The following is a 16,693-nucleotide window of genomic DNA, read 5'->3' as shown; positions in this document are numbered from 1 at the left end:
GAGGGCATGCTCAAGAAGTAAGAGAACTCGTGTGCGCGGAAGCTGAGTAAAACCAGCCAGACGGCACACTCTCCGTCAGCAGAAGGCAAACATGCAAGTCAAGGCCTATTCAGTAACATGAGGGCGTTCTCATGTTGTTCTACTTTTGGACTCATTTAGTTCACCTAAAGTTCATTTAGAAGGGATCATCACTTCACACTTTTGAAAGGGATAGCGATGTTGTCATTCTGGACGGGACTAGCCTCAAACGTCATCGGCATTACGGTGCTGGTGTACTTCGTATACTTCCGCCGTCACTTCCGCCGCGACCTCGTGCTCGCATATATCGCTTTGAGCATGGGAATCTTCGCGGTCACCTTGCTGCTTTCAGGCAGCGGCGCAGGCATGGGGCTGGGGCTGGGGCTCTTCGGTATCCTTTCAATCATTCGCCTTCGCTCAGACACGCTGACCCAGGAAGAAGTCGCCTACTACTTCATTTCGCTGGCCATTGGTTTGGTCAACGGCCTGCACCCGGATCCGGCATGGTTGGCGCCGTCGGCCACCGCGGCCCTGGTTCTGGTGATGTTCCTTGCTGACCACCCGAGCTTCGCTCCGCGCACCGAGCGCCAGACCGTGACCCTGGAACGTGCCTACCCGAAGAAGGCGGATCTGCAGGCTGCATTGGAAGAACTGCTGGATGCCAAGGTGCTGCGAACCGTAGTTGTCGAGCTGGACATGGTTCGCGATCTGACCATCGTTGATGTCCGCTTCCGTACCAACGCTGCCGGCAGCAAGTCCAATGCCAAGTCCAGCGCATCCGAGAGCTTCTCCGGCACTTATGAATTGGCGAACAGCCAGTCCGCACCGGCAGCGCAGAACGGAGCCAAGCAGGAGACGTGGTCCTGATGACTGCGCTTGCAACCAAGAGCGCGGACGTCGTTGCCTCCCAGGCGCGCGCGGCTCTTGAAGAAGCCGTCATCGGCCGGGAGCCGATCAGTCTCGAAGACGTGATCTCCGAAGCGGCGCTGCAGACCCGAGTCGACAAGAAGTTCCTGTTGGCCCCAGAGGAGTTCACGGCATTATCCGAGCGCTTGGGCGATCAATTCAAGATCATGCAGATCGATGGCCTGCGCACCTTCCGCTACGAATCGGTGTATTTCGATACCGAGGACTACGACCAGTACCGCGCCCACCGCCAGGGGCGGCGACGGCGATACAAGGTGCGCTCGCGCACTTATGCTGACACCGGGCTGTCGATGTTCGAGATCAAGACCAAGGGGCTTCGCGGCTCGACGGTGAAGCATCGCGTCGAGCAGGATCTGGACAGCGCCGGCGAGCTGACCGAAGAGAACCTCGAGTTCTTGGAATCGGTCCTGCGCCGCGAGTACGGGCAGGACGTGCCCCAACTGCAACCTGTGCTGGACAGTGCCTACCGGCGTGCAACTTTCGTGAACCCCATCGATGGCGAACGGCTGACCTGCGACGTTGAACTGGAATACGCCAACGGCGATTCGAGGGTTGACGGACCGGACCTGGTTGTCGTGGAGACCAAGTCCGCTGATGGCCGGGGCGCGTCGGACCAGGCCTTGGCCGAGCTGGGCATCCGAGAGGTATCGATGTCCAAGTATTGCATCGGCATTGCACTGCTGAACCCGCAGCTGCCGGCCAATCGCTGGAGCCGTTTGCTCCAGCAGAGCTTCGTTCCGGACCCGACGTTGCGCTAGATTCCGTGCAGGATTCGGCTAGCGCTCGGAGGCGAGTCGGTAGCCGAATCCGCGTACCGTCTCAAAACGTTCCGAGCCGAGCTTGTTGCGCAGGTAGCGGACATACACATCCACCACGTTGGACCCTGGATCGAAATCATAGCCCCAGACCCGGGAAAGCAACTGCTCGCGGCTGAGCACTTGGCCGGGGTTGCGCAAGAAGGCTTCGGCCAGCGCGAATTCACGCGCGGAAAGGTCGACTTCGCGCTCATTGACCGTCACCCGGCGGCGCAGCAGGTCCATGTTCAGGTCCTCGTGGGCCAGTGAGGAAACCTCGGGTGCGTTGTCCTCGGCGCGCAGGCGCAAGCGCACCCGCGCCAGCAACTCATCGAAGTGGAATGGCTTGGCCATGTAGTCATCGGCGCCGTTCTGCAGGCCGGCTACCGTGTCTTCCACGCTGCCGCGTGCGGTCAGGATGATCACCGGAGTATCGATCTGCGCGGCGCGCAGACGCCGCAATACCGAGAAGCCGTCTTCATCCGGCAGGCCGAGGTCGAGGATGATCAGCTCATGGTCACCGTCAATGGCCTGGGTGAAGCCATCATGCCCGGTTTCTGCGATGGATGAGGTCAATCCCGCAGCACGCAGCCCCTTGGCTACGAACGAACTGATTCGCGGTTCATCTTCAATGATCAGTATCTGGCTCATGCTTCCTTGCTTCCAGTCGTCAACGGCATGTCAATGTAGAACGTCGAACCCTTGCCATGTTCCGAGTTCACCCAAACGCGTCCGCCGTGGGTCTCCGCTATGGCCTGCACGATGTTCAGCCCCAGGCCGGACCCCGAAGAACGAACAGAGTTCTGGCCCCGTCCAAAGCGCTCGAAAATACGTTCAAGATCTTCAGCCTGGATGCCCACGCCCGCATCGGATACCCACCAGCGCAAGGTGGTGTTGCCATGCCCATCGCGCACGATCTCGTTGCCCAAGCCGATGCGGCTATCCGCAGCAGAGAACTTCACCGCGTTGGCGCAGAGCTGCAGCATGGCTTGGGTGGTCCGGATCGGGTCGAGAGCAACGGTGGCCTCGGTGCGGTAGTCCACGCGCCACTGGCGAGGCCCCAGGCCGCGGGCTTTGTCGAGGATGTCGTCAAGCAGCTTGCCGACTTCTGCCGGCTCCACCTGGAGAAAATCCGTGCGGTTGGACTTTGCCAGGGTGACTAGGTCATTGATGAGCAAGGACATGCGCCCGAGCTCGTCCATGGCGATATCGCGGCTCTGGGCAACGTCGTCCGGATCGTTGGGATCCATCAATTCCAGATGCCCGTTGATGATAGTCACCGGCGTGCGCAATTCGTGCCCGACATCATCGAGCAGCTGGCGCTGGGAGCTGAGCGCGCCTTCAAGGCGATCCAGCATTTCGTTGACGGTGACCGTCAATTCGGCGAATTCGTCATTTCCGGAAACTTCAATGCGCTGGGATACGTCGGTCTCCGAGATCTGCTGCGCGGTAGTTTGCAGGCGGCGGATCGGGTCGAGCATTCGGCCAACCACAAGCCAGGCGGCCAGCGCGGCCACGAGCATGACCGAGGCGCCGACGGCACCATAGATCATGAAGTTGCGGTCGTTGGCGATGGCCTCGGCAGAGTAGTCGTAGGCCAGCACGAACGCGCCATGCTCGTGGTCTGCAGGAAGGCTAACCGGAACAACGACGGCACGGTAGGTCGTGATGTCCGTGTCGACAGTTCCCAAGCGGATATGGTTGGCGTCCTGGACGCTTCTGGCCCATTCGAGGAATTCCGGATCATCTTCCAGGCGGGTGTTGACGATATCCGGTGCGGTCCAACGCACCTCGTCACCAACCAGGGAGAGCATGCCCTGCTTCGGGGAGGGCAGGGTGCGTTGCATTGCGATATACAGCAAGTCTTCGGCGTGCTTGAAGCGTTCCATGGTTCGCGGATCGACACCAGTATCGGTGAGAACTTCGAATTCCTTGACGGTGCGGGTCAATGACTCGTCGAGGCGTTCATTCAGTTCGTGGCGTTGAACCGCAAAGCTCGCGGTACCCGCTGTCAGCAGGGCCAGGCCTACCAGGAGCATCATGCCGGTCAGGACCCGTGCTCGGATGGACCAGCGGCGTTCTGGCGCTCTAGTCATCGTCGTCGTCATCGTCGTAGTCGTCGTAATCGTCATCGTCGTCGTCATCATCGTCGTACTGGGTGCCCGAAGGAGGCAGCGGAACGACGGTCTTCTTTGGCGGTGCCGGTGCTGGAGGTTTCGGCCTGGGCTTCGGTGTCGGGGTAGCGCTAGGCTTAGGCTTTTCCGAGGTTTTCGGCTTGGCGGAGGTGCTCGATCTGGAAGACGGATTTTGGGATCCAGTCGCTGGGGCAGAAGGCGAGGAGGAGGGGCTGTTGGGGGTGCCGCTCGTCGGAGACGGAGTTGCTTCTTCGAAGATGAACCCTTCCCCGAGGTCCTGGTCCGCCGGACCTTCCAAGGCTTGGCTGATTCCGAAAGCGCCAAGAAACACGACTGCGATGACAGCGATTGTCGCAAAGACGCGGCGCAAAGCTTCCTTTCCCATGTTTTTCATTGTGGCTGAAATAAATGAGATATAGATGAGAGACGCCGTTAGATGACAAAAAGCCTGTCTCGGCTAAGCCAGGTGCTCGAAGATAATTACCGTCTGGGTGGATGAGAACGCGCGGTTGGAGCCCAAGTGCGCGGCCACGAATGCCCGTAGGTCTTCGATGCTTCTGGTAGCCACCCGAACCAGCAAATCCGGCGAGCCGCCAAGAACGAAGACTTCCTTGACCTCGGCGAGCTCTTTGAGCTGATGCGCCGAGGAGAGCAAGCGGTCTCGGGCTGTGGACGAGACCACAATAGAGATCATGGCGTTGACGGCCACGCCAAGAAGTTGCTCATTGATCGCAGCATGGTAGCCGGTGATCACCCCCGCCTTGGAGAGGGCTTTCACCCGGCCCAAGCAGGTGGACGGCGCCAGGCCGACTTTTGCAGCCAGGACGTTATTGGCAATTCGAGCATCCTTGCTCAGCTCGGCGAGAATGGACAAATCCGCTTCGTCTACACGAACAGGATTCGGCTTGGCGTCGCCTTGAACTGTCCATAATGAACCTGCCACGGTTGATCAACTCAATTCTTTGGGAAAGTTCAGATTTAGTCGCACTATATCGAATCTGATTCTACGATGGAAACACCATGGAGAACGGAAGTTCTCCCGCTTTGATCTTGGCTGAACAGGAGATCCAATGACCACGGAACTGACCCGAGAGACCCTTGCCCAGTTGGACGCGACAGACCCGCTGGTGGCCTTTGGCGACCGCTTCAACCTCCCGGAAGGCGTCATCTACCTCGATGGCAACTCATTGGGCGCGTTGCCGAAGGGTGCGGCCGAACGTGCCGCCCAGGTGGTGACCGAAGAATGGGGCCAGGGCCTGATCCGTTCCTGGAACACCGCCGGCTGGTTCGAGATGCCGCTGAAGCTCGGCGACAAGCTGGGGCGGCTGCTGGGCGCGAACCCCAGCGAAACCGCGATCACCGATACCACCACACTGAATCTGTTCAAGGCCTTGGCATCGGCACTGCGCACGCAGAAGGCTGATGCCCCGCAGCGCCGGGTGATTCTCACCGAACGCGACAACTTCCCAACAGATATCTATATCGCCGAGGGATTGGCTGATCTGGTCAACTCGCTCTCGCAGGAAACAGGTGTGGCCTATGAAGTGAAGCTCATCGATGGCGAGGCGTCGCTGCGCGCTGCACTGGACGAGACTGTCGCCGTGGTTGCCCTGTCGCACGTGAACTACCGCACCGGTTCCATGTGGGACATGGACGAGACCACCGCAGCAATCCACGGCTCCGGAGCCCTGGTGGTCTGGGACTTGGCTCATGCCGCGGGTGCAGTGCCGATTGACCTGAATGCAGCAGATGCCGACTACGCCGTGGGCTGCACCTACAAGTACCTCAACGGCGGCCCGGGCTCTCCGGCCTTCATCTGGGTCAATGCCCGCCACCATGAACGTTTCTGGCAGCCCCTGTCCGGCTGGTGGTCGCACAAGTCGCCCTTCGAGATGGCTGATAGCTACACTCCAGCAAATGACATTCGCCGCTTCATGTGCGGTACCCAGCCGGTCACTTCGCTGGCCATGATCGAGGTTGGCCTGGATATCGCGCTGGAAGCGGACATGGACAAGGTGCGTGCCAACTCGCTGGAGCTGGTGGACCTGTTCATCGAGCTGGTTGAGACCCGCTGTGCCGGCTACGGCCTGGAACTGGTGACTCCACGCGAACATGCTGCTCGCGGAAGCCACGTCAGCTTCCGCCATGAGCATGGGTACGAAATCATCGCTGCGCTCATTGACCGGGGTGTCATCGGGGACTACCGCGAACCGGAAGTCCTGCGCTTTGGCATCACCCCGCTGTACCTGACGCGTACCGATATCTGGGATGCCGTGGAGAAACTGCGTGAAATTCTGCACACCAATGCCTGGCAGCGCGAAGAGTACGCCGTGCGTAATGCCGTGACATAACGCAAATTCCGCCGCTTTCAGGCCTTGGTGCCCCGAAGCCAGCGAATCTGCGCGAGAGTAACCTTAAGAGCAGCACGGCATTTTCGATGCCGTGCTGTTCGCATAGGTCTAAAGGGAGCATCGTTGGGCAAGCAGCCGGTACGCGCCACTGAAGTCGGTTCGGGTTTGAAGAAGTCGCTGACTCCTGGGCAGATGTCCATGATCGCGCTGGGCAGTGCCATCGGCACCGGCCTTTTCGCGGGCAGCAAGCTCGCCATCGCCATGGCCGGTCCCTCGGTGATCATCAGCTACCTCATTGGCGGGGTTGTCGCCTTGCTGGTCATGGGCGCATTGGCGGAAATGACCGTCAAGCAGCCGGTGGCCGGTTCCTTCGGGGTCTACGCCGAACGCTATCTTGGACGTTTCGCCGGGTACCTGACCAAGTACCTGTACTGGTCTGCGCTGATCTTCGCCGTGGGCACCGAAGTCAGCGCGGTAGGCGAGTACATGCAGTACTGGTTCCCCGAGATTCCAAGGCTGGTTTGGGTCCTTGTCTTCTCGGCCGCGCTTTTGGGCGTGAACTTCTCCAGCGTGAAGATCTTCGGAACCACCGAATACTGGTTCTCCGCGATCAAGGTCTTCGCGGTGGTCGCGTTCATCATCATTGCCCTCTGGCTGGTGTTCCACGACCCCAGCGACCAATACGGGTTCCATAACTACTCGGCCGAAGGCGGCTTCTTCTCCAATGGCCTGTTCGGCATGTGGACCGCTGTCATCGTGGCGATCTTCTCCTACATGGGCATCGAGGCGATCTCCATTGCCGCCGCAGAAGCAAAGAACCCCAAGATTGCCGTACGCAAGGCCTTCAAGGTCTCCTTCCTGCGCTTGCTGCTCTTCTACGTGTTCACCATGGCCCTGATCCTCGCGGTGGCGCCCACCAGCGAACTGCTGGCCGGCGGATCGCCATTTGTCACTGTGATGTCCCAGATGGGTATCCCGTTCGCCGATTCGGTACTGAACTTCGTGCTCATCATTGCCGCGCTCTCGGCCATGAATGCCCAGCTCTATGCGGCAACCCGCATGCTGCATTCGCTGGCTGATTCCGGGCACGCGCCGCGCCTGGCACACCGGACCAACAGCGCGGGCGCTCCTATCCACGCGGTGTGGATGTCTGCCGGAGGCATCGCCGTGGCAGCACTGGTCTACGCGCTGGTTCCGGAGGGAGGCTTCGGCATCATGATGTCGCTGGCTACCTTCGGTGCCCTGGCGACGTGGTTCATGATCCTGGTGACCCACGTGTCCTTCCGCCGCCAGGTGCGCCTGGACCGGGCCGTCCTGGAGTACAAGCTGCCAGGCTACCCGGCCGCGTCGATTCTCGGCTCGGTACTGCTCGCCGGCCTGCTGGTGACCTCGTTCTTCGTGCCGGAATTCAAGTACACCCTGATCTTCGGTGTTCCCTTCGTCATCGTGATGTCGGTGCTCTACAGGCTGGTTTTCGCCGGCAAGAAACAGCCTGCGGCGAAGTAGCAGGGCAGTCGTCCGCGGTACTGGTTCGCTGGAGATCCGCGGCGCGGGCACTAAGATCTTAAGGGGCCTGCCGGTTGGCAGGCGCCGCAACTTTCGAGGAGCAATGGTGGCCAAGCTGTATTTCCGCTACGGAGCGATGAACTCGGGCAAATCCACGAGCTTGCTGCAGGCTGCCTTCAACTACGAGGAACGCGGCCAGCGTATCCTGCTGGCCAAGCCGGGGGTTGACACCAAGGGCGAGAAATCAATCGTTTCCCGCCTGGGAATCGAACGCGAAGTCGACTTCAGCGTGGGGCCGGAAGAGAACCTCCGCGAGAAGTTCGCGGCCCATTGCCTCGGCGATGACCCTGATGCCTTGCTGCCGCATGTGGATGCGCCGCCGGTAGCCTGCCTGCTGGTCGACGAAGTTCAATTCCTCTCCCGCACCCAGGTCGATGATCTTCTGCGCATTGCCGTGCTCGATGATGTCCCAGTGCTTGCCTACGGTATCCGTACCGACTTCCGCACCCGTGCCTTCCCGGGCTCGGCACGCTTGATGGAACTGGCGCACTCGCTTGAAGAGCTGAAGACCATCTGCCGCTGCGGGCGCAAGGCCATGTTCAATACCCGCCGATCGGGTGACCACATTGTTTTTGATGGAGACCAGGTCGCTATCGACGGTGAAGAGGTCTGGTACGAGTCGCTGTGCGCTGCCTGCTATCTGGAAGCATCCGGCGGCAAGCTGAGCTAGCTCAGCAGCCTTTCGGACCGGCAGCCAGCGGCCGGTCTGCCCAGTGGCGGCTAGTCCGGTAGCAGTCGAGTGCCGCGTTGCGCCGATAGGCAAGACCGTGCGCGCACCGATCGATGCGCTCCTGTGCCGGACAGTGAAACATATGCCCGGCATCGGACAAGCGCGGGAACGATACGACCAGCTCGAAGAGCAGAATGAAAATTCATCCCGCTGGCCTTGCCTCCGGCTCATCAGGATCCCTCGAAGGCGCAAAACCCATGGCGGAAAGAACGGCCTGCGTCCGGCCGCAAGCACATGCCAGCGGTTCCAGGAGGGAGCCGTGAACAAGGAATTGACGCATGATGCGATCGAGCAAGGGTGTACTGCCGGAGCTGTTGCCATGGCAGTGCTCCACGACCTGGCGCGCAGGACGCCCAACCGTACCAGGATTTCGCGCAGGAACGGATCGCCGCCGCTCGGATGTGCGGCACGCCAGTGATTGCGCGTTGGGTGGCTGATATGGCCTTGGCCGAGTTCGCGTAACTGGAGATCCAGTGCAAAGCAGCCTGGCTGCTTGTCGACTCGGTGCAGGAAGCGAAGGACTACCTGGCAAGTTTGGTTGAGGACGCCCCGGCGCGAGGCGCTAGCCGATGAGGCCGGCAACGGCCCGCTGCAGGCCCCAGTCGAAGCCGTCAGCCAGGGGTGCATCGACATCGAGCTGCACGAGGTTCTGGCGGTAGGCGACCGAGCCGAGCACGTGGTTCAGCAGCAGCTGCTGTCCATGGCGGGCATTTTCGGCAGGCAGCCCTGCTGCTTCCAGCAGGGTGCGAAGCTGCAGCACCGGCTGGAGCTCGGTGGCCTGCATTGCGGTGGCGACTTCGATGACCTCGGGGCTGTCCTGGATCGGCAGCAACGCGAGGTAGAGCTTGCGCGCCAGCTGCAGGATTGCCTCGGATGGGGAATTGTAGTCCTCGGCAACCACCGACAGCGCAGGGGTGTTCAGCAGCTGGGCGGCAACCTGCGCCAGCAGCTCCTGCTTGTTCTTCACATGCCAGTAGAGCGCACCGACCTGGACATCAAGTTCCTTGGCCAATCGGCGCATCGACAAATCAGCCAACCCGAACTGTTGCAGGATGCCGACCGCGGTGTCCACGACCGTTAACTGAGTCAATGCCATGGTGACAAGTCTAGTCGCAACGCCTGTGCGCGTTCAGGTTCCAAACACCGTGCGGTTCAGGAAGCCGTTGCGGAACTTGCCGGACGGATCCAGGCGCTGCGCCAAGGCAATGAAGTCGTTGAACTTCGGATACAGCCCGGCCAGTTGCGCGCCGGTGGCTGCGAAGAGCTTGCCCCAATGCGGACGTGCCGCAAAAGGTGCCAATGCTTCCTCGATCCGTGGAAGGAGCGCCTCGACAGCCTCCTGCTGGGGCTTCCACGTGAAGTGCAAGGCAATGCCGTCACGGCCGTAGTTTCCACTGAGCCACAGGTCATCGGCGGCAATGGTGCGCACTTCCGAGACCAGCAGCAGGGGAGTGATGGCAGGAGAAAGACTGCGGACAGCCTGGATCGTTTCGACTGCGTGCTCGCGCGGAACCAGGTATTCGGTCTGCAATTCATCGCCGGCACTGGGGGTGAAGTCCATGCGGAAATGCGCCAAGCGATCCGACCATGCACCGGCCTGGCCCAACTGGATGCTGCAGATCCCGCCGTCGGCGCCGGGCAGCGGGTGCAGCGCAGCGGTCGCCGGGAACCCGCCGAATCGGCCCTGGTCAATATGCTCTGCCAGCGCGTCGCCAACGCGGCGCTTGAGCCAGGCCTGGCCTACCTGCTCGCCGCTCCAGTCAGTGAACAGGCTGACGCTGTAGGCCGAAGCCTGAATGGTGTCGAAGTCCTCGAGCACCTTGTCCCAGGACAGGTCCTGGTAGACGGTCTGCTCCACCTCGAAGCTGGGCACGATATCCAAGGTGAGGTGGGTCAGCACGCCCAACGCACCCAGGCCGACCACGATGCCATTGAAATCCTCGCCGCCGCGCTTCACGCTCAGCTGCGAGCCATCGGCCAGCACCAGTTCCACCGCGCGCACGGCGGTGGCGAGGTTGCCATGGGTTTCGCCGGAACCGTGGGTTCCCGTGGATACCGCCCCGGCAACCGAGATATGCGGCAGGGAGGCGAGATTGTGCAGGGCATAGCCGGCGCGTTGCAGTGCATCAGCCAGGGCGCCGTAGGTGGTGCCGGCGCTGACGCGCACGGCCATGGCCAGCTCATCAATCTCGATGGCTTCTGGCATCTTGGCCAGAGAGATCATCAGCTCCTCGGTATCGGCGATGTCATTGAATGAATGGCGCGAACCCAAGACCTTCACGGATTTTGCAGCACGCACCAGGTTCCGCAACTGTTCAAGGCTGGTGGGGTAGAGCAGTTCTTTGGCCCGGTATTCAAGATTTCCGGCCCAGTTCAGTTCCCTGTTGCGCAGTTCCAAGGCTATTCCCTACTTGTCGAGCCACTGGCTGGAAACCAGTGCGCGGTAGCGTTCCAGTACCTGCGGGGCCGGTTCCATCGCCGGGACTTGGGCAGTGCCCTGTGCCCAGTGGGGGAATTCTCCGGCCAGGACGCCGGCCGCCTGGCGGGCGGCTCCATCGGCCACGTATTCGCCCGGGGCGGGGACCAGGATTGGCAAGCCCAGGATCTGTGCGGCGATCTGCTGGACCGCGCGGGACTGAGCGCCCCCGCCGACCAGGATGACGCGCTGGGCTTGGACACCTTGCGCTTCCAGTGCGCGCAGGCCGTCGGCCAGCGAGCAAACTACCGCTTCCACCGCGCTGCGGGCCAGATTCGCGGCGGTGTAGTTGGCTCGGGTAATGCCATGCAGCGAGCCGGTGGCCTCTGGCAGGTTAGGGGTGCGCTCGCCGTCGAAGTAGGGCAGCAAGGCCAGGCCGTCGCAGCCCGGGGCGGCGGACAGCGCCAGGTCATTGAATTCTTCGAGGCTGGCCTGCAGCAGGCTGGCAGTGGCGTCGAAGATGCGGGTGGCGTTCAGGGTGCATACCAACGGCAGGTAGTTGCCGGTAGCGTCGGCGAAGCTTGCCACCAGGCCGGAAGCATCTGCCGAGGGGGAATCGGCAACCGCGAAGACGGTGCCGGAGGTGCCCAGGGACATCACCGCATCGCCCACCTTGGCGCCTACGCCCAATCCGGCTGCGGCGTTATCGCCCGCGCCGGCACCGATCAATGCGCCAGACGCGGTGCGGCCAATGGATTCCAGCGGGCCAGCGACCGTAGGCAGAATCGGGGCGTGGCCCAGATGCTGCTCCAGCGCCTCGTAGTCATAGGCGTTTTCGGCGGCACGGTAGTAGCCGGTGCCCGAGGCATCCGAACGATCGGTGCGCAGGGCGGCCAGCCCTGCTGCCCCGGAGCCCGGGCCGTAGCCGGCCAGGCGCCAGGACAGCCAGTCGTGCGGCAGGCAGACGGCAGCGACCTTGGCCGCGTTCTGGGGCTCATTGTCCCTCAGCCAGCGCAGCTTGGTCAGCGTGATCGAGGAGACCGGGACGGTGCCGGTGCGCTGTGCCCAGTACCGGGCACCCGCCGCGGCATCGCCCTGGCCTGCCTCGGTGATGATCTGGCTGGCCGCCTGCGCGCTGCGGGTGTCGTTCCACAGCAGTGCCGGGCGGATCACCGCACCGCTGGCGTCGAGCACCACCATGCCATGCTGCTGCCCGCCCACCGAGATGGCGTCCACGTCGTCCAGGCCCCCGGCCTGGGCGATCGCTTCCTGCAATGCGCTGAACCAGGATTCCGGATCCACTTCGGTGCCATCGGGGTGCGAGGCACGGCCGGAGCGGACCAGGGCGCCTGTTGCGGCGTCGCGGATGACCACCTTGCATGACTGGGTGGATGAATCTATGCCGGCAACGAGCGTCATTGTTCTTCGGCTGCTTTCTGCGGTGGGCGGGGGTGAGCGGTCTAGCGGGCGTTGAGCAGGTGCTCGATGGCCAGCTGGTTCAGGCGGATGAACGCGAAGTTGCGCTGCGCTGCGGCGTTGGCGTCGAAGTCGGCGAAGCTTGCCGCATCGTCCATCAGCTGCTGCGCGGTTTCGCCGGCGTCCAGGGTGCTCTCGCCCAGCTCGAACACGCCCGAGAGCTTCATCGCCTCCTGGACCTCGGGGTCTGCGCGGAATGCCTGTGCGCGTTCCTTGAGCATCAGGTACATGGACATGTTTGCCTTGGCGGAGTCCCACACGCCGTCGTAGCCGTCGGTGCGCGATGGCTTGTAGTCGAAGTGGCGGGGGCCATCGTACTTGGGTCCGCCGGTCGGGAAGCCGTTCTCCAGCAGGTCGACGGTGAAGAAGGCGCTGGTCAGATCGCCGTGGCCGAAGACCAGGTCCTGGTCGTACTTGATGCCGCGCTGGCCGTTGAGGTCGATGTGGAACAGCTTGCCTGCCCACAGCGCCTGGGCGATGCCGTGGGTGAAGTTCAGGCCAGCCATCTGCTCGTGGCCGGTCTCCGGGTTCAATCCGACAATGTCCCCGTGTTCCAGCTTCTCGATGAAGGCCAGGCCGTGGCCTACGGTGGGCAGGAAGATGTCGCCGCGTGGCTCATTCGGCTTCGGCTCCAGCGCGATGCGCAGGCTGTAGCCCTTGTCCTTGATGTAGCCGGCTGCGGTGTCCACGCCTTCGCCCATGCGGTCAAGTGCCGCGGCCAGGTCCTTCGAGCCGTCGTACTCGGCGCCTTCGCGGCCGCCCCACATGACGAAGGTTTCGGCGCCCATTTCGGCTGCCAGGTCGATGTTGTGCAGGACCTTGGCCAGCGCGAAGCGGCGGATCGAGCGGTCGTTGGAGGTGAAGCCGCCATCCTTGAATACCGGGTGGCTGAACAGGTTGGTGGTCACCATCGGGACCTTCAGGCCGGTTTCCTTGAGTGCTGCACGGAAGTCCGAAAGGATCTGCTCGCGCTGGGAAGCGGTGGCGTCAAAAGGAATCAGGTCGTTGTCGTGGAAGGTGATGCCGTAGGCGCCGAGCTCGGCCAGCTTGTGGACAGCTTCCACCGGATCCAGGTTCTTGCGGGTGGCGACACCGAAGGGATCGGCACCGGTCCATCCCACGGTCCACAGTCCAAAAGTGAAGCGGTCGGCGGCGGTTGGCTGAAGAGTCATGGGATGCATCCTTGGATCGGGGGTTGGCTGATGCCATTTAGTTTATGTCCTGAACTATATGGGTGGTGATGCGCTAGAGTCAATAGCGAGCAGTGAACGATTCGTCCCAAAAAATTCTCAAGGAGAAGGCATGCGCCAACCAGCGTCTAGCGCCCGTGCCGCAAGCTCTTCGGCCCCGGGTAACGTCGGAGACGTGCGCAAAGCCAACCTGGCCAGGGTCCTATCGGTGGTCGCAGGCGCAGGGGAAGACCAGCGGTTATCACGCGCCGATATCGCCCAACTCAGCCAGCTCACCAAGGCCTCGGTCTCCAGCCTGGTCGCCGATTTGCTGGCGGCCGGACTAGTTATCGAAATTGGCGTGCACCGCGACGGGGAACGCGGGCGGCCCTCGGTGGGGCTCATCCTGAACCCCGCACGCTGTGTCATGGGCATGGAAATCAACGTTGACTACATAGCCGCCGGGCTGGTGGACCTCAGCGGCAAACTGCTGGCACACGAAATCCTGCCCAGTGCCAACCACAGCTCAACAGCCAGCGAAGTGCTCGCTGCGCTGGGAGAGCTGAGTCAAAGGCTCCAAGCTGCCGCCCGGGCCCAAGGGCTAATGATTCTCGGCGGCGGGTTGGCTGTTCCTGGTTTGGTCAACGAGGAGCGGTACACCGTCCTGCAGGCCCCTAACCTCGGCTGGGAGCGGCAAGACCTGGATGTCGCAGCATTGCTGCCCGACGCCAAAACCCGCTTCAGGCTCTTTAACGAAGCCAACGCCTCAGCGCTGGCCCAGCAGCAGTTGATGGACGTCCAAGAACGCGACTTCCTGTTTGTCTCCGGGGAAGTGGGCATCGGTGGCGGATTGATAATCGACGCTGAACTTTTTGCCGGTCCCCAGGGACACGCCGGTGAACTCGGGCATGTGGTGATTGCCCCCGAGGGCAGGGCCTGCAGCTGCGGCGGTCGTGGATGCTTGGAAACCATTGCCGGGCAGGAAGCGATCCTGGCTGCCGCTGATCTAGGGGCGATGGTCGATAGCGCCTCGCGCCAACGGCGGATCCACCAGCTATTCCAAGCGCTGGAAACCGGAACCGAACCCGCGCTGAGCGCGGTAGCCGAGGCCGGAAAATCCTTGGGAATTGCGGTGGCCTCGGCCATGCGCCTGTATGACGTTTCCACGGTAGTCTTTGGCGGGCACTTTGCCGCCCTGGAACAGTGGCTACGTCCTGCCATGGAAGCCAGCCTCCAGATGCACGCGCCGAGCATCGCCGGCCAGGCTCGACTGCTGTGCTCGCCGCTGGGCCAAACAGGTGCGCTGGTCGGTGCCGCGCGCAGCGTGGCGGGGGACCTGTTGGAGGCCCCGCATCAGCTGGTGGGTTGAGAAACGCCTACCGGCTGCTGCAGTTCGGTCACCCAATCACCTTGGTCTTCGGAGATGGCACGCACGTAGACTTCGCGGCACGGACCGGTCGGAACCAAACCGCGGGCTAGGACTTCTTCGTGCACGGCCTGCCAGCTTTCATGGATGGTGTCCATGGAGCCGAGGTGCACTCCGCAGATGGCTTCGGGCACCGCGGGGAGCTCGATGATTTCGACATCGGCGAGGTTGGGAGCGTTAGTGGCGTATCCGGCAATGACCTCTACTCCATCCTCCGTTCCGTTGTATTGCGCAATGGGCGTGGCAAGGCTTTGGCCCTGAATGGACTGCGCGATTCTGTCGAAGAGCGGGCCGATGCGACCAGCGATTTCAGGTTGCTCGGACACCGTGAAGCGGCCTGCGGCCAAGCGCACTGCGGGCAGTGGCTTGTGGATGATTTCAATGCGTGACATGAGATTCTCCTTTGAGATCAAGCGCAGGCGCCGTTGCACATCCTGCAGCCGCTGCGTGGCCAGCCGGTGTTCGGCCTCGACCTGCGCGGCACGATTCTGCAAGTGCTCAGCAATCTTTTTCGCGGTGGCTCCCTGATCCAGGATCAGGGAAACCTCTTCCAGGCCGAAACCCAGCTCGCGCAAGGCCACGATCTGATGCAAGCGCTGGAGCTGGGAAGGGTCGTAGGAACGGTAGCCGCTGCACGGGTCTACGTGGGCGGGCTTGAGCACCCCGGCGGTATCCCAGTGCCGCAGCATGCGGTGGGTAACCTGGCCGATCTGCGCAAACGCCCCGATGGATAGCATGCTTCAGTTCTCCGCCCTCACACTGTGTCAGGGTCAAGCCCTTGGCTGGTTCTGGAATAATTGTTGCATCGCGAGAGTTCTCCCGGGCGGTTTTGACGGCCGGCAAAGTTCCGGAATCTCCGAGCAGCTACGCATGAATCCTTGGATGAGGCAGCAGCTGGCTATAGTCTTCCAGGGTGAAGACCCGTCAAACCGCCTTGCGCTTCCTCAACCTGGCTCGGATACTGTGGGCGCTGGCCACCCTGGGCGCTATCGTGGCGACCTACGCCGACACTGCCTCACGGGGCCCGGTGCAGCCACTGAATTTCTTTGGCTACTTCACCATCCAGTCGAATCTGGTGGTGGTTCTGGTCGGGCTTATCGCAGGACTGATGGGCCTAGCCAAGGGTGCTTCGATGCCCCGCTGGGTTGTGGGCCTGCGTGCCATGGCGAGCGTGTGCATGGTCGTGGTCGGGCTGATCTACCTCACGCTGCTGGCACCCTTAGGGGCCGCAGGCGGGGTTCCGCTTCCTTGGGCGAATTGGGTAATGCATATTCTCGGTCCCCTGCTGGTTCTGGCCGATTGGCTCTTGGCCAGGGACCGTACTTCCCTGTCCTACCGGGCGGTGCCGCTATTGCTGATTTACCCGTTGCTCTGGACCGGGGTAGTGCTGATTCGCGGAGCGTCCGATGGATGGGTTCCTTACCCGTTCCTCGACCCGGATCAGGGATACCCCGTCATTGCCCTGTACGTTGTTTCCATTGCCGTGCTCTTCGCGGGAATAGCTTTTCTGGTTGTCGCTTATGGCCTGCGTGGGCGACATCGTGACGTGCAACTCGAGATTCGCTAATCGTTTCGGTAAACTTTGGTCGTAAGAGCCCCTAACTCTTGCAACGGACCTTCAGGTTTCAGTGAGCAGGACAGGGGCATATTTTTTGTCCGGCACCGTGCCGGGACGGCGCTAAGCA

Annotated in this window: 16 protein-coding genes; 7 read left to right on the top strand and 9 right to left on the bottom strand. The window is 62.0% G+C overall.

The genetic code is table 11. The features are described 5' to 3' along the window. Positions 1 to 216 precede the first annotated feature (216 nt). Positions 217 to 885, top strand: a complete 669-nt coding sequence (locus ACIOTL_RS14030) for a DUF4956 domain-containing protein (RefSeq protein WP_400343189.1) — start codon at positions 217 to 219, stop codon at positions 883 to 885. Beyond that, positions 885 to 1,703 carry a polyphosphate polymerase domain-containing protein gene (locus ACIOTL_RS14025; RefSeq protein ID WP_400343187.1) on the top strand — a complete coding sequence of 273 codons (819 nt, stop codon included), beginning with the start codon at positions 885 to 887 and terminating at the stop codon, positions 1,701 to 1,703. Before ACIOTL_RS14030 ends, ACIOTL_RS14025 begins: the two co-directional genes overlap by 1 nt. A gap of 18 nt (positions 1,704 to 1,721) precedes the next feature. Here ACIOTL_RS14025 and ACIOTL_RS14020 read toward each other — a convergent pair whose 3' ends face one another. The 4 genes from ACIOTL_RS14020 to ACIOTL_RS14005 form a co-directional block, all read right to left on the bottom strand. After that, entirely contained in the window at positions 1,722 to 2,390 is a 669-nt protein-coding gene (locus ACIOTL_RS14020) for a response regulator transcription factor (RefSeq protein WP_105657909.1), read from the bottom strand. After that, complete coding sequence (locus tag ACIOTL_RS14015) at positions 2,387 to 3,835, bottom strand: sensor histidine kinase (protein WP_400343185.1); 1,449 nt, start codon at positions 3,833 to 3,835, stop codon at positions 2,387 to 2,389. Before ACIOTL_RS14015 ends, ACIOTL_RS14020 begins: the two co-directional genes overlap by 4 nt. Further along, positions 3,828 to 4,259, bottom strand: a complete 432-nt coding sequence (locus ACIOTL_RS14010) for a hypothetical protein (protein WP_400343183.1) — start codon at positions 4,257 to 4,259, stop codon at positions 3,828 to 3,830. The genes ACIOTL_RS14015 and ACIOTL_RS14010 overlap by 8 nt, the downstream gene beginning before the upstream one ends. Positions 4,260 to 4,331: 72 nt before the next feature. Beyond that, on the bottom strand, positions 4,332 to 4,817 hold the full coding sequence (locus ACIOTL_RS14005; protein ID WP_105662647.1) for an Lrp/AsnC family transcriptional regulator: 486 nt from the start codon (positions 4,815 to 4,817) through the stop codon (positions 4,332 to 4,334). 127 nt (positions 4,818 to 4,944) lie between these two features. On the opposite strand from ACIOTL_RS14005, the gene kynU reads away from it, so the two are divergent. From kynU to ACIOTL_RS13990, 3 genes are all read left to right on the top strand, one after another. Further along, positions 4,945 to 6,225 carry a kynureninase gene (gene kynU / locus ACIOTL_RS14000; protein ID WP_400343181.1) on the top strand — a complete coding sequence of 427 codons (1,281 nt, stop codon included), beginning with the start codon at positions 4,945 to 4,947 and terminating at the stop codon, positions 6,223 to 6,225. A 123-nt stretch (positions 6,226 to 6,348) separates the two neighbouring features. Then, the gene (locus tag ACIOTL_RS13995; protein ID WP_400343179.1) at positions 6,349 to 7,731 is read left to right on the top strand and encodes an amino acid permease; all 1,383 of its coding nucleotides are present in this window, start codon (positions 6,349 to 6,351) and stop codon (positions 7,729 to 7,731) included. 106 nt (positions 7,732 to 7,837) lie between these two features. Further along, positions 7,838 to 8,461: a thymidine kinase gene (locus ACIOTL_RS13990; protein ID WP_105658007.1), complete on the top strand. Its 624-nt coding sequence runs from the start codon at positions 7,838 to 7,840 to the stop codon at positions 8,459 to 8,461. A 622-nt stretch (positions 8,462 to 9,083) separates the two neighbouring features. On the opposite strand, the gene ACIOTL_RS13985 is transcribed toward ACIOTL_RS13990, so the two are convergent. Genes ACIOTL_RS13985 through xylA form a run of 4 tightly spaced genes read right to left on the bottom strand, consistent with a single transcriptional unit; the run spans position 9,084 to position 13,585 of the window. Next, positions 9,084 to 9,617, bottom strand: coding sequence for a TetR/AcrR family transcriptional regulator (locus tag ACIOTL_RS13985; protein WP_105657914.1), 534 nt, complete (start codon positions 9,615 to 9,617; stop codon positions 9,084 to 9,086). 33 nt (positions 9,618 to 9,650) lie between these two features. Further along, the gene (locus ACIOTL_RS13980; protein ID WP_105662645.1) at positions 9,651 to 10,919 is read right to left on the bottom strand and encodes an FAD-binding protein; all 1,269 of its coding nucleotides are present in this window, start codon (positions 10,917 to 10,919) and stop codon (positions 9,651 to 9,653) included. 9 nt (positions 10,920 to 10,928) lie between these two features. After that, complete coding sequence (gene xylB / locus ACIOTL_RS13975) at positions 10,929 to 12,356, bottom strand: xylulokinase (protein WP_400343176.1); 1,428 nt, start codon at positions 12,354 to 12,356, stop codon at positions 10,929 to 10,931. 41 nt (positions 12,357 to 12,397) lie between these two features. Beyond that, positions 12,398 to 13,585 (bottom strand): xylose isomerase, encoded by a 1,188-nt coding sequence (xylA, locus tag ACIOTL_RS13970; protein ID WP_400343174.1) that lies wholly within the window; start codon positions 13,583 to 13,585, stop codon positions 12,398 to 12,400. Between the two features lie 130 nt (positions 13,586 to 13,715). On the opposite strand from xylA, the gene ACIOTL_RS13965 reads away from it, so the two are divergent. Next, positions 13,716 to 14,951: an ROK family protein gene (locus tag ACIOTL_RS13965; RefSeq protein WP_400343172.1), complete on the top strand. Its 1,236-nt coding sequence runs from the start codon at positions 13,716 to 13,718 to the stop codon at positions 14,949 to 14,951. On the opposite strand, the gene ACIOTL_RS13960 is transcribed toward ACIOTL_RS13965, so the two are convergent. Continuing rightward, a complete protein-coding gene (locus tag ACIOTL_RS13960; RefSeq protein ID WP_400343170.1) occupies positions 14,936 to 15,745 on the bottom strand; it encodes a MerR family transcriptional regulator in 810 nt (269 codons plus the stop codon). The two genes, ACIOTL_RS13965 and ACIOTL_RS13960, sit on opposite strands and share 16 nt — an antisense overlap. 176 nt (positions 15,746 to 15,921) lie before the next feature. Here ACIOTL_RS13960 and ACIOTL_RS13955 point away from each other — a divergent pair, with 176 nt between their 5' ends. Next, positions 15,922 to 16,575: a Pr6Pr family membrane protein gene (locus tag ACIOTL_RS13955; protein ID WP_105657920.1), complete on the top strand. Its 654-nt coding sequence runs from the start codon at positions 15,922 to 15,924 to the stop codon at positions 16,573 to 16,575. Positions 16,576 to 16,693: the final 118 nt, after the last annotated feature.

The organism is Glutamicibacter sp. NPDC087673 (genome assembly GCF_044743255.1).
Classification (GTDB): Bacteria; Actinomycetota; Actinomycetes; order Actinomycetales; family Micrococcaceae; genus Glutamicibacter.
The sequence above is the reverse complement of the archived record's forward strand: the minus strand, read 5'-3'. Positions and strand labels throughout refer to the sequence as shown.

Coding starts and splice junctions, on each gene's coding strand:
- ACIOTL_RS14030 (WP_400343189.1), top strand. CDS start 217: ATGTTGTCATTCTGGACGGGACTAGCCTCAAACGTCATCGGCATTACG.
- ACIOTL_RS14025 (WP_400343187.1), top strand. CDS start 885: ATGACTGCGCTTGCAACCAAGAGCGCGGACGTCGTTGCCTCCCAGGCG.
- ACIOTL_RS14020 (WP_105657909.1), bottom strand. CDS start 2,390: ATGAGCCAGATACTGATCATTGAAGATGAACCGCGAATCAGTTCGTTC.
- ACIOTL_RS14015 (WP_400343185.1), bottom strand. CDS start 3,835: ATGACTAGAGCGCCAGAACGCCGCTGGTCCATCCGAGCACGGGTCCTG.
- ACIOTL_RS14010 (WP_400343183.1), bottom strand. CDS start 4,259: ATGGGAAAGGAAGCTTTGCGCCGCGTCTTTGCGACAATCGCTGTCATC.
- kynU (WP_400343181.1), top strand. CDS start 4,945: ATGACCACGGAACTGACCCGAGAGACCCTTGCCCAGTTGGACGCGACA.
- ACIOTL_RS13985 (WP_105657914.1), bottom strand. CDS start 9,617: ATGGCATTGACTCAGTTAACGGTCGTGGACACCGCGGTCGGCATCCTG.
- xylB (WP_400343176.1), bottom strand. CDS start 12,356: ATGACGCTCGTTGCCGGCATAGATTCATCCACCCAGTCATGCAAGGTG.
- xylA (WP_400343174.1), bottom strand. CDS start 13,585: ATGACTCTTCAGCCAACCGCCGCCGACCGCTTCACTTTTGGACTGTGG.
- ACIOTL_RS13965 (WP_400343172.1), top strand. CDS start 13,716: ATGCGCCAACCAGCGTCTAGCGCCCGTGCCGCAAGCTCTTCGGCCCCG.
- ACIOTL_RS13960 (WP_400343170.1), bottom strand. CDS start 15,745: ATGCTATCCATCGGGGCGTTTGCGCAGATCGGCCAGGTTACCCACCGC.